General features: G+C 59.1%; 14 protein-coding genes and 2 pseudogenes. 9 read left to right on the top strand and 7 right to left on the bottom strand.

The window, feature by feature from the left end:
• Positions 1–52: 52 nt before the first annotated feature.
• Positions 53–1378 carry a prephenate-dependent tRNA uridine(34) hydroxylase TrhP gene (gene trhP / locus AC3WN7_RS19310; RefSeq protein WP_102674554.1) on the bottom strand — a complete coding sequence of 442 codons (1326 nt, stop codon included), beginning with the start codon at positions 1376–1378 and terminating at the stop codon, positions 53–55.
• Positions 1379–1537: 159 nt separating this feature from the next.
• Here trhP and AC3WN7_RS19315 point away from each other — a divergent pair, with 159 nt between their 5' ends.
• Positions 1538–2599, top strand: coding sequence for an AI-2E family transporter (locus AC3WN7_RS19315; protein WP_102674555.1), 1062 nt, complete (start codon positions 1538–1540; stop codon positions 2597–2599).
• Here AC3WN7_RS19315 and AC3WN7_RS19320 read toward each other — a convergent pair.
• The 3 genes from AC3WN7_RS19320 to AC3WN7_RS19330 all read right to left on the bottom strand — a co-directional run bounded on the left by AC3WN7_RS19320 (position 2596) and on the right by AC3WN7_RS19330 (position 3698).
• Positions 2596–2787, bottom strand: coding sequence for a hypothetical protein (locus tag AC3WN7_RS19320; protein WP_102674556.1), 192 nt, complete (start codon positions 2785–2787; stop codon positions 2596–2598). The two genes, AC3WN7_RS19315 and AC3WN7_RS19320, sit on opposite strands and share 4 nt — an antisense overlap.
• A gap of 115 nt (positions 2788–2902) precedes the next feature.
• Positions 2903–3097 (bottom strand): hypothetical protein, encoded by a 195-nt coding sequence (locus tag AC3WN7_RS19325; RefSeq protein ID WP_007976845.1) that lies wholly within the window; start codon positions 3095–3097, stop codon positions 2903–2905.
• 235 nt (positions 3098–3332) lie between these two features.
• Positions 3333–3698, bottom strand: coding sequence for a hypothetical protein (locus tag AC3WN7_RS19330; RefSeq protein ID WP_015094239.1), 366 nt, complete (start codon positions 3696–3698; stop codon positions 3333–3335).
• A gap of 246 nt (positions 3699–3944) precedes the next feature.
• On the opposite strand from AC3WN7_RS19330, the gene AC3WN7_RS19335 reads away from it, so the two are divergent.
• Together AC3WN7_RS19335 and AC3WN7_RS19340 are read left to right on the top strand one after the other, a co-directional pair.
• Positions 3945–4763 (top strand): shikimate 5-dehydrogenase, encoded by an 819-nt coding sequence (locus AC3WN7_RS19335; protein ID WP_102674557.1) that lies wholly within the window; start codon positions 3945–3947, stop codon positions 4761–4763.
• A 9-nt stretch (positions 4764–4772) separates the two neighbouring features.
• On the top strand, positions 4773–5291 hold the full coding sequence (locus tag AC3WN7_RS19340) for a cupin domain-containing protein (RefSeq protein ID WP_102674558.1): 519 nt from the start codon (positions 4773–4775) through the stop codon (positions 5289–5291).
• Between the two features lie 194 nt (positions 5292–5485).
• On the opposite strand, the gene AC3WN7_RS19345 is transcribed toward AC3WN7_RS19340, so the two are convergent.
• Entirely contained in the window at positions 5486–6130 is a 645-nt protein-coding gene (locus AC3WN7_RS19345) for a YceH family protein (RefSeq protein WP_102674559.1), read from the bottom strand.
• 304 nt (positions 6131–6434) lie between these two features.
• Here AC3WN7_RS19345 and AC3WN7_RS19350 point away from each other — a divergent pair.
• The 6 genes and pseudogenes from AC3WN7_RS19350 to AC3WN7_RS19375 all read left to right on the top strand — a co-directional run.
• Positions 6435–7175: pseudogene (locus AC3WN7_RS19350) on the top strand (glycosyltransferase family 2 protein).
• Complete coding sequence (locus AC3WN7_RS19355) at positions 7172–7450, top strand: lipid-A-disaccharide synthase N-terminal domain-containing protein (RefSeq protein ID WP_102674560.1); 279 nt, start codon at positions 7172–7174, stop codon at positions 7448–7450. The pseudogene AC3WN7_RS19350 and the gene AC3WN7_RS19355 overlap by 4 nt, the downstream one beginning before the upstream one ends.
• 3 nt (positions 7451–7453) lie before the next feature.
• The gene (locus tag AC3WN7_RS19360) at positions 7454–7816 is read left to right on the top strand and encodes an ArnT family glycosyltransferase (RefSeq protein ID WP_256585683.1); all 363 of its coding nucleotides are present in this window, start codon (positions 7454–7456) and stop codon (positions 7814–7816) included.
• On the top strand, positions 7776–8453 hold the full coding sequence (locus AC3WN7_RS19365) for a hypothetical protein (protein ID WP_256585684.1): 678 nt from the start codon (positions 7776–7778) through the stop codon (positions 8451–8453). The genes AC3WN7_RS19360 and AC3WN7_RS19365 overlap by 41 nt, the downstream gene beginning before the upstream one ends.
• A 47-nt stretch (positions 8454–8500) precedes the next feature.
• Positions 8501–8623, top strand: a complete 123-nt coding sequence (locus tag AC3WN7_RS19370) for a hypothetical protein (RefSeq protein ID WP_256585685.1) — start codon at positions 8501–8503, stop codon at positions 8621–8623.
• Positions 8624–8772: 149 nt separating this feature from the next.
• Positions 8773–9639, top strand: a pseudogene (locus tag AC3WN7_RS19375) (hydroxymethylglutaryl-CoA lyase-like TIM-barrel protein); the annotation flags it as partial.
• A gap of 118 nt (positions 9640–9757) precedes the next feature.
• On the opposite strand, the gene AC3WN7_RS19380 reads toward AC3WN7_RS19375, so the two are convergent.
• Both AC3WN7_RS19380 and AC3WN7_RS19385 read right to left on the bottom strand, forming a co-directional pair.
• A complete protein-coding gene (locus AC3WN7_RS19380; protein ID WP_102674561.1) occupies positions 9758–10201 on the bottom strand; it encodes a hypothetical protein in 444 nt (147 codons plus the stop codon).
• Between the two features lie 625 nt (positions 10202–10826).
• Positions 10827–11429, bottom strand: coding sequence for a TetR/AcrR family transcriptional regulator (locus AC3WN7_RS19385; protein WP_102674563.1), 603 nt, complete (start codon positions 11427–11429; stop codon positions 10827–10829).
• Positions 11430–11458 lie beyond the last annotated feature (29 nt).

Consider the following 11458-nt stretch of genomic DNA (forward strand, 5'->3'; position numbering starts at 1 on the left):
ATCTTCGGTGTCTGTTCCGGCCTCTTCGCGGGCAAGCCCGCTCCCACAGGAACTACGGCATGTTGATATCTCGCATCAGCAGGCCAAAACTCAGATCCACCGCATCCGGTATCGGCAAATACACCGTATGCCCATCCCCCGGTGCAACGTCGATCGCTCCACCCTTGGCGTTCTGCAACTGATGCAGATCGAAGTGGAAGTTGCCCTTGGGTGTCATCAGCTCCATGTGGTCGCCCACGCCGAAGCGGTTTTTCACCTTGACCTCGGCCATGCGATCCCGGCGCTGCCCGGTCAGCTCACCGACAAACTGTTGCCGTTCCGACACCGAACTGCCGTTCTGGTAGTTCTGGTATTCGTCATGCACATGCCGCCGCAGAAAACCTTCGGTGTAGCCGCGCTGGGCGAGGGATTCCAGGTCGCTCATCAGGCCACGGTCGAAGACCCGGCCCGCCACTGCGTCGTCGATGGCCCGACGATAAACCTGGGTGGTGCGCGCGCAATAAAAGTGCGATTTGGTCCGGCCTTCGATTTTCAACGAGTGCACGCCCATCTGCGTCAGGCGTTCGACGTGCTGCACGGCACGCAGATCCTTGGCGTTCATGATGTACGTGCCATGTTCGTCTTCGAAGGCAGGCATCTGTTCGCCGGGACGATTGGCTTCCTGCAACAGGAACACCTGATCGGTGGGCGCGCCGATGCCCAGGGTCGGTTCGGGGTCGAATGTCTGCACGATTTCGCCCAGCTGGTTTTCCGTGGCCGGCTGCGCCGAATATTTCCAGCGACAGGCATTGGTGCAACTGCCCTGATTGGCGTCGCGCCTGTTCATGTACCCCGACAGCAGGCAGCGCCCGGAATAGGCCATGCACAATGCGCCATGCACGAACACTTCCAGTTCCATGGCTGGCACTTGCTCGCGGATTTCGGCGATCTCTTCCAGCGACAGCTCCCGCGACAGGATGATCCGGCTCAAGCCCTGCTGCTGCCAGAACTCGACACTTGCCCAGTTCACGGTATTGGCCTGCACCGAAAGGTGGACCGGCATCTGCGGGTAGTGCCGGCGCACCAGCATGATCAGGCCGGGGTCGGACATGATCAGCGCATCGGGGGCCATGGCGATCACCGGTTCAAGGTCCTTGAGGAAGGTCTTGAGCTTGGCGTTGTGCGGCGCGATGTTCACCACCACGTAGAAGCGCTTGCCCTGCGCCTGGGCCTCGCCAATGCCGAGGGCGAGGTTGGCGTGGTCGAATTCGTTGTTGCGCACCCGCAGGCTGTAGCGCGGCTGGCCGGCGTACACGGCATCGGCGCCATAGGCGAAGGCATAACGCATGTTTTTCAGGGTGCCGGCGGGGGCGAGCAGTTCTGGCGCGGTGAGGTTCATGGTGGAGTCGTCGCAAAAGCCGCGCAGGGTAAACGCCCCGTGCCAAGCGTTTATTGACCTGGATCTATGTCTGATCAACAAAGAGATGGCACTCGCGCGAGCCGTAGCGGACTAAACATCAGGGCGCAAGTGTTTCGTCCCGGCGGGCATGGATCGAATATGAACGAAGAAACCCTGAAAGACAGATCGCTGACCATCCTTCTGGCCCTGGTGAGCGTCGCCTTCATCTGGATCCTGCTGCCGTTCTACGGCGCCGTGTTCTGGGCGGTCATCCTCGCCATCCTCTTTGCTCCGCTGCAACGACGGCTGCAGCTGAAGTTCGGCTGGGAGCGCAACCTCACGTCACTGCTCACGCTGAGCATCTGCCTGTTGATCGCGATCCTGCCAGTGATAGTCCTCGGCATCTTCCTGGTCCAGGAGGGGGCCGCGCTCTACAAGAACATCGAGAGTGGCGAACTGGACATCGCCGGGTACGTGACGCAGTTCAAGCACATCCTGCCGCCGTATTTCCAGCACCTGCTGGATCGCTTCGGCATGGGCGAGTTGAACGGGCTGCGAGAGAAAATCGTCAAGAGTGCGATGACCGGCGGGCAGGAACTGGCCGCCAAGGCCTTCATTTTTGGCCAGGGTACGTTCGAGTTCATCGTCAGTTTCTTCATCATGCTGTACCTGCTGTTCTTCTTCCTGCGCGACGGCGCGGAACTGGCGCGCAAGGTGCGTACGGCGGTGCCGTTGGAGGAACAGCAGAAACGTCGTTTGCAGCTCAAGTTCAATCGCGTGGTACGGGCTACGGTCAAGGGCAACCTGCTGGTGGCGATCACACAAGGCGCGCTGGGTGGCTTGATTTTCTGGTTCCTGGACATTCCCAGCGTATTGCTCTGGGCGGTGTTGATGGCGTTTCTGTCGCTGTTGCCGGCGGTGGGGGCGGGGATTGTCTGGGTACCGGTGGCGGCGTTTTTCCTGCTCACCGGGGCGATCTGGCAGGGCGTGGTACTGGGATTGTTCGGGATCTTCGTGATCGGCCTGGTGGATAACGTGCTTCGACCGATTCTGGTGGGCAAGGACACCCGGATGCCGGATTACATGATCCTGATCTCGACCCTCGGCGGCCTGGCGATTTTCGGGCTGAACGGCTTTGTCATCGGCCCGTTGATCGCGGCCCTGTTCATGTCCAGCTGGGACATTTTCATCGAAACCAAACCGCGGGTGCAGCTGCCTTAGGCGCTGAGCCTGCCGGACTGGCCGGAGCCGATGCGTTGCGACAGCTCACGGGCGGCGGGCAGCGAAGTGAGCGGGCCGCTGATCTGCACACCGTCCTGCACCAGGTACCAGCAGGCGAGCATGCCCAGCTCTCTGAGCTGTGCGGGGACGGCGCTGCCGATAACGGACATGATCTGAACCTGGGACATGAAAAGTACCTCCATCAATCTGTGGAGCTACTTTAAAGTCCGGGTGCCTCGAGGAGTAATCAACGCTTTCAATAGTGGTCATTGATGCCAGCGGGGGCAAACGACCGTTGGTCGGTCAGTTGACCACCTGATCGAGCATGTTCACTACTTCCTGCTCGTTGAGCAGGCCCTTGCGCACCAGGTTTTGCGTCAGCAGCGAGAGAAACTTGGCGCTGCGATGACCTTCCAGGTGCTTGAGTTCGGTCAGTGCGTTGTACACCTTGCTGGAGGTGCACAGACCGACGATGCGGTGCGGGTTTTGCGTTGGCATGTGGTCGTCCTTGTTGTTATCAAGCTGTTTTCGACGGACAGCGCCGAGCTTGCGGATCTGTCATGACAAAAATATGACCGTTTTTCGCCGCGCGGCACAAAAGCGGTCGCGTCCATCTTGCCCGTTTCTGCCGGGCGCACTGTCCCGATAGCGACCTTGGCGAGATTTATCCAGACCTGCACCGACCAACGGGCATAATAAAGCCCCGCTGTTTCAGCGGGGCTTGATGTCTTCGTTACCAGCGGCCGTGTCGTGGGCCGTAGTAGCCGCGTGGCGGGCCGTAGTAGCCACGGGGTGGCCCGTAATACACCGGGGCCGGGCGGTAGTAGATCGGTTGCTGCACGTACACCGGGGCCGGCTGATAGTAAACCGGGGGCGGTGGCGCGTAGTAAACCGGAGGCGGCGGGGCGTAGACCGGTTGCGGCGCGACATAGACCGGGCGGTTGGCGTTGATCAGAGCCGAACCTACGATGGCAGTACCGACGATCGCGCCAAACACCGCCGGACCCTGCCAGTAATTACCACCACCATGGGCTTGCGCCTGTCCCGTGATAGCGAGGGCGCCGATCAGCAAGGCTACTGTGGGGATTTTACGGATCATGATAGTTCCTCGGTTCTTCAGCCCGGCGCCTGTGTCTGCAATAGACCCAGGGATTGTCGCGGGGATACTTCTAAGACAGCTTTTTTTCGAAAAACAGCACGGCCGCCAGGTAAATTTTGTGTAAGGTCTGTACCGACTTTCTTACCGACCTGTTTAAGCCTGTGCGTCCAGGCTTTCATGATCGATCAGATCCCGATGGACGGCTAATCCCGTCCATCCGAAAAGTGCATTTGAAGGAGCTTTGCCATGCAGATGAACCCCAACAAAGACACCCAGCTGTGCATGTCCCTTTCAGGGCGCCCCGGGAACTTTGGCCTGCGTTTTCATAATCATCTGTATGAACAACTGGGCCTGAACTTCTACTACAAGGCCTTTGCCAGCCAGGACCTGCCGGGCGCCGTCGCCGGCATTCGCGCCCTGCGCATTCGTGGTTGTGGCGTGTCGATGCCGTTCAAGGAAGCCTGCATTGCCCTGGTGGATGAACTCGACACCTCTGCCGCCGCCATTCAATCGATTAACACCATCGTCAACACCGACGGTCATCTCAAGGCCTACAACACCGATTACATTGCCGTGGCCCAGTTGCTGGAAAAACACCAGGTGCCCAAGGACTCGACCTTTGCCCTGCGCGGCAGCGGCGGCATGGCCAAGGCCGTGGCGAGCGCCTTGCGCGATGGCGGTTATGAGAACGGCCTGATCGTGGCCCGCAACGAGCGCGCCGGGCAGGCGCTGGCGCAGTCGTTGGGTTATGAGTGGCAGGCAGAGCTGGGCAGTCGTCGCCCACAAATGCTGGTCAATGTCACCCCGATCGGCATGACGGGAGGGCCGGAGGCCGAGCAACTGGCCTTTGAGGGTGATGTGATCGAAAAAGCGGAAACCGTCTTCGATGTGGTGGCGATTCCCTCGGAAACGCCGCTGATCGTGCGTGCCCGTGCCGAAGGCAAGCGGGTCATCACCGGGCTGGAAGTGATCGCGATCCAGGCGCTGGAGCAATTTGTGCTCTATACCGGTGTACGGCCGACGGATGAGCAATTCCAGAAGGCCGTGGCGTTTGCCCGCAGCTAAGAGGTGCCCATGCATCCCCCCATTCTCAATTTGAACACTGTCGAGCTTGAACCGCTGCCCGAAGCATTTGCGCCGAGCGGTGAAACCGCCGGTCGTTATCAACAGCGCCAGGCCCGAGTCGGTCAGCAACTGGGGGCGCAAAAGCTGGGATATCGCCTCTATGTGCTGGAGCCGGGCATGCGTGGCAGCCCGTTTCACAGTCATCGGGTCAATGAGGAAATGTTCTACGTCGTGGCCGGGGAAGGGGAAGTCCGCCTGGGATCCGAACGTTTTCCAATCCGCGCCGGTGATGTGATTGCCTGCCCGCCGGGCGGGCCTGAAAGGGCGCATCAGATCATCAATACCAGCAATGGCGAGTTGCGTTACCTGGCCGTCAGCACCCAGCAATCGCCGGAGATCTGTGAGTATCCGGATTCCGGCAAATACGCCGTGATGGATGACTTCAAGGTCGATGCCGAGGGGAATGCTTCAGGCTTTGTGGCGGTGGCCCGGCAGGCGGATGGGGTGGATTATTGGGATGGGGAATAGCGACAGATTTCAGGTGGCTTCCAGGTCGCCATCGCGAGCACAGGTTTTTGTGCCAACCGCGATTGCAATCTGCGTCCATGATCCAGTGTGGGAGCGGGCTTGCTCGCGAAGACGATGGTCGACTCGGCATTGATGTGACTGACAGATCGCATTCGCGAGCAAGCCCGCTCCCACATTGGATCTCTGTAGTCTGATTATTCCAGCCGTGCCAACCGCTCTTCCAGCGCCGCAATCCGCGCTTCCAGCTCTTCTATCCGTTCAACCGAAACCCCGCTGCTGCCACGCTCGGACGGGTTGTTCCTTGCCGCCATGATCGCTTCGATATCTTCCGGATCGCCCAGGGCGTGTGTGTAACGGTCTTCGCGCTGGCCCGCCTGACGCGCAATCAGCACGGCCAGACCCCGGGCAATCAGGCGTTCGAGCTGATGCACCACCTGTTCGGCGTCTTCGAATTCGTGCATGCGACCGCTGCGGGTCAGCAGTTCATTGACGGTCTGCGGGCCGCGCAGAAACATCAGCCCGGTCAGGATGACTTGCGCCGGCACCAGTTCCAGGGCCTTGTCGACCTTGTGCTCCCAGCGGTCGGCGCGGCTGCCCATCACCAGTCTGGCGAAGCCGCGTCCTTCAAGGGCGCGCAGGCTATGGCCGACCTGGCCCGGTGTGAGGTTCATCACCGGCTCGCGGCTGGTTTTCTGGTTGCAGGCAATCACCAGGGCATTGAGGGTCAGGGGATAGGTTTCCGGGCTGGTGGCCTGCTTCTCGATCAACGAGCCCAGAATGCGGATTTCCGTACTGTTGAGCCGCGGCTCGTCTAAAGTCGTCTCTTGGTCAGTGCTCATGGTTGTGCATCCTTACCCGGTTCATGTTTTTCACGTGCGTGGGTGCACTTTAGATGGGCGGGCGCCAATCGCAACCGAATTCGCTGGGGCATCCGGGGAATGATGACAAAAAGTGTATGAAATATTAACGCCATTTTTACAAATGGCCGGGCACCGTATGCGGGGTCGCGCGCGAGCGCGTCCATGGGGCAGGGGACTGTTGTCGTCATCGCCCTGAATAGCTGAGCCCTGCATCGAGTCGGCCTGTGTACGACACCTTGATTCGCCTCTTATAAAAGAAATCCAATAAGGCGAGAGAGACTCCATGAGCCAAGACATTTTTGTATCCGTACTGATTCCCGCCAAGAACGAAGCGAACAACCTCAAGCCATTGATCGAGGAAATCCGCGTCGCATTGGCCGCTGAATCGTACGAAATCATCGTCGTCGACGATGGCAGCACCGATGCGACCCTGCATGAGCCAAGGCAGATCCGCCACGATGGCTTGAACACTTTGCGCATCCTCCATCACGAGCGTTCGCTGGGGCAGAGCACCTCGCTCTACCACGCGGCCCGTGAGGCACGGGGCACGTGGCTGGCCACCCTCGATGGCGACGGCCAGAACGACCCGGCGGATATCCCCGGCATGCTCGCGCTGGTGCGCGGCGAGCCGGACAAGGTCGATGTGTAACTGGTCGCCGGGCACCGGGTCAACCGTCGCGACACGGCGAGTAAACGCTACGCCTCGCGCTTCGCCAACAACCTGCGCCGCCGCCTGCTCAAGGACGCCACCCCGGACACCGGTTGCGGCCTGAAGCTGATCGAGCGCGCGGCGTTCTTGCGCCTGCCGTACTTCGACCACATGCATCGCTATATTCCAGCGCTGATCCAGCGCCATAACGGCCGCATGATCGTGCACCCGGTCAACCACCGGCATCGCACGGCCGGGGTGTCGAAATACGGCAACCTTGATCGCGCCCTCGTGGGGATTCTCGATTTGTTCGGTGTCTGGTGGCTGATCAAGCGCACGCGGCTGAACACCCTTGCCCAGGAGATCGAAGGATGAACATCTCCCGTGAAGCCTTGTGGTTGATCGTCGGCTTTGCCGGCCAGATCGCCTTTACCGGGCAGTTTGTCCTGCAGTGGTTGTACAGCGAATACAAGAAACGCAGCGTAATCCCGGTGAGCTTCTGGTACCTGAGCATCGTCGGCAGCACCTTGCTGCTTGCCTATGCCATTTACCGCGAAGACCCGGTGTTCATCGCCGGGCAGGCGTTTGGCTCCATCGTCTATTTTCGCAACTTGCAGTTGATTGCCAAAAGTAAAAGCCTGAAGGAGTAGGTCATGCGCGGATCGTTATCGACCCGGAATATTACGTTGCTTGTGGCCATCGCGATTGCGTTGCTGTTTTTCTGGGGGCTGGGCAGCGTGCCGTTCCTCAGTGTCAACGAGGCCCGCCGCGCCGTTACCGTGCGCGAAATGCGCGAGGCAGGCAGCTGGCTGCTGCCTTACATGAATGGCGACTTGTACTTGTCGAAGCCGCCGTTTTTCTATTGGACCGGCCTGGCAATTCATCTTCCAGCAAGGCCGGGTCTTGTGGAGTCGGCTCAGCTACGTGCTGCTGGGTTGTGCACTGCTGACCAAAGGGCCTGTTTGTCTGTTGTGGGTGACGGCGCCGATCCTGGCCTATGCCTTGATCTACCGTGATGCGCGGGCCAAGGCGTATCTGTGTGACGGTTGGGGCTGGCTGATTGCCGTGGCGCTGGGCAGTTCCTGGTACGTGGCGGTGTCTGTGAGTCAGGGCTGGGGCATCTGGGCCTCGATCATCAGCGAAGACATCGTGAAGAAGATCGACGGGCAGGGCGCCGAGGCCTGGTACGCTTATCTGCTGTACCTGGCCGGTGATTTCTTCCCGTTCTGGCTGATCGTGTTTGTACAGCCGCGCAAGTTCTGGGCAATGATCCGCTCGCGCCGCGAGGCCGGCATGCTGCTGTGCTGCAGTCTGTTGCCGCTGCTGGTGTTTTCCCTGTTCACCGAAAAGCATGGCAAGTACCTGTTGCCGGTTTATCCGTCGATGGCGTTGCTGCTGGCGATGCACTGGTCGGCGCTGCTCGATGACCTGAAGGGACGCTGGCGCACGGTCCTGGCCGTTGTGCCCTACGTGATGCTGGCCGGGTTCGTGGTGTTCTACATGTTCGTCGAAGCGCGGGTGCTGTCGCACCGGTTTGGCGGTCTTGAGCAGGTTGCCACGTTGGCCGACGGTCAGCCGGGGCAGAAGGCTTATACCCTCGGTGAGCCGGATATCCGCCTGGTCTATTACATGGCCGGCCAGTGGCGCCGCTGACGGCGGCGCAATTGCAATCGGAGTCCCGTCCGGCAGGGCTGTTGTTTGTGCAAGAACCCCTCGCACCGGAACTGCAGAACCTGGCGTCGTGCCAGGTCGGTGAAATCAACTCGTACCTCAAACCACACCGTTCAGCACTGCTGGTGCGCATGGGCGGAGACTGTCGCTGATCGGCTTCGCAGCCGAACACTTGTGCCACCACATCACCCGTTCGGACTAGGCAGGGCTAACGACTCTGCCGCGTCCGGCCGGCGCCAAACTTCATGCTCAAAGGGGGGGGCGCCACGCGCGCCCCGCCAAACGAGCAGAAGGCGCCGCGATGGAGTTTGCATTCAGCGACGAACAGGAAATCCTGGCGTTCAGCAGTGCCAACGGCTGGTCGGCCGACGACGTCCAGGCAACGGTGGTGGCCGAGGGCGACGGCTTTGTCCTCGACGCCACCCTCAAGCATGTACTCGACGGGCATGGTGCCGACCTTCTGGTCATTGCCGCACGGCAACCAGGTTCGACCGGCGAGGCGGGCATCAGCCTGTTTGCCGTGAGCGCCGAGCGGGCCGGCATCGAGCGGCAAATGCTGCCGACCATGGACCAGACCCGGCGCCAGGCGCGGATCCAGCTCAAAGGCCTGTACCTTGAAGCTGACGCGCTGCTGGGTGAATTCGGTAACGGCTGGCCGCACCTTGAGCGGGGCCTGCAACTGGCCTGCATCGGCCTGGCTGCCGAGCAAACTGGCGGCGCGCAGCAGGTGCTCGACCTGAGCGTGGCCTACATGCAGGAACGCCAGCAGTTCGGTCGCCCGATTGCCAGTTTCCAGGCCCACGAACACGGCGTGTCGACCATTCGAGTTGCCACCCACTGCACCGAGGCGGACGTGTCCGGCCAGCACATCGGCATGTCAGCGAAGATGGGCCTGGATACCGTCGGCTTCCTGATGATGGCGCACATGGTCAGCCCGGAGAAGCTGCCGGAACAGGCGCGCCCGATGGAAAGCTACGGCGCCAATTGCATCTACTGTACCGACTCGGCCGGCTACATGCTGCCCGATGAAGTGATACAAAAGATCGGGACCCTGCGTGCCGGACCGAGTGCCGGGACCGAAGTCGGTTTCCACGACCACCACAACATGGGCATCGCCAACTCCCTGGCCGCCATCGAGGCCGGTGCTGCGCGCATCGACGGTTCGGTTACTGAGGCTTCAATTTTTACCGCACGGGAGAGTTTGGAGGCAGCACTGATGGACGCTTCACCGCAGCCTGTCAGATGTTGCACAGGCCACGGTACCGAACAGCTTGCTCGATGCGCCCCTAGCCAGCGGTGATGTTGCCACAGAAAAGAGGGCGGCTGCCGTCTGCCGGGCTGGCGCGAACGAGCAACGCATATTCACCCTTGGTCAGTTCGTTCAGCGCCACCGGTGCCTGAGCCCAGTGCTGGGTTCGAGACGCTAGCGATGGATAATCGACACTATTGGCCTGATGAGTCTTGTACGCCGGTTGTGCGCCCAACTGCTGGCACGAGCCAGCATAGATAGCGGTGTCGAGGCGGCTAGGTACGGCCATGTCGTGGGGGACACCACCGATGGTGAGCCAGATGCTGGTTTGATTGCCCACCGGGCTGAGGGTGGCTCGAGCGATATGCTCGGCGTTTTGTGGGGTAGCCTGCAAGGGAACATCAACAATCTCGGTTCTGCTCGCGCAACCTGAAATCGCCCCTGCCGCTACTACCAACGCCAGCCAAGATGTTCTGTTCATCACAGATCTCCTGATTTGAGGTGCGTTGATTTCATCCCCCTTGTGAAGTTTAGTGGCTTGCTCCGTGTGCGGGATCGAACTGATGGATGGTCATTGGCACAACTGAACCAGATAAGTGCGTAACCGCCTGTAAGTTGTTCTGTCTCCTTAGGCATCACCTGGATGCCGGGCATCTTCAAAAATAAAAGAGTGAATCGCCCCCGGATAAGTAGGCAACCCGGAGTGTCCGTTTTTGGCCCAGAGTGTGTAAAAACGCATTCGTGCTTTGTCGGCGAAAAGCGCCGACGACCGTTCGCTGAGTGATTTCGCTTAAGGTGCCATAGTTGATCAGTATCGCACCGGAGCTCTTCAACAAGGTTTTACCGCTATCTAGATGGTCCACAACCAACCTTTTCAGGCCGACAGTGCCTTGCCCTGACACCTTGAACTCCAATAGCGATATAGCTACATGCCTTTCCCGGTGCTGGAAAAACGCCAGATCAGTGCCCCTCCAACTGGACATGCATACTCGTTTTTCGCTGCGTCACAGATAACCGCGTCGTTGTGAAATCGCGAAACTTGGCTTGATCCACAGTCTCCTTTGATGGGGGGCGTTGAAGATATGCGTTGTAAAGATGAATTCACTCTAGTGGCTTCTGTAATTGGCAGTTATGTGTGTAATAATATTTGTTAGTGTCGCTGTGAGCTCCTGTTCGGTTGTTTCAGAGCTATACCACTGTGACTGCCCAAATAGAATTATGACGACTGTATTAGTAAGTGGGCAGATGTCGCCACTAAGCTTTTCTTTCTCATCGTACTCATTGGCGATAACGGTGCTTAAAAGTGATAGGTATCTGTTTTTTAGCTGAATAATCCGAGTCTGTTGTTCTTTATTAAGATTCGCAAATTCGCTGGTAATCAGGGCTAACTTGTATTTTTCATTAAAGTTAAATTTGACGAAGGCTTGAATAAATAAATTCAGTCGCTCGCAAGGCCTCCGAGCACATTTCATTCGACGCTTCGTTTCTTGCAATAAATCCAATAAGCCAGATTCTATGAGTTCGAACAACAAGGCTTGTTTGTTATCGATGTGATGGTATAACGATCCGGCATGCAATCCCAGGTTGCTCGCCAGATCTCGCAAGCCGACTGCCTGAAAGCCGCGAGTGGCAAAGAGTTCAACCGCAGCGTCAAGAATTCGATCGCGAGCGCTGTGTACTGGATTGGCTGATGCGATGGTAGTTTGCATGTGGATCCGTCTACTGGAAAAATGAAATC

The organism is Pseudomonas sp. FW305-70, from assembly GCF_058783925.1.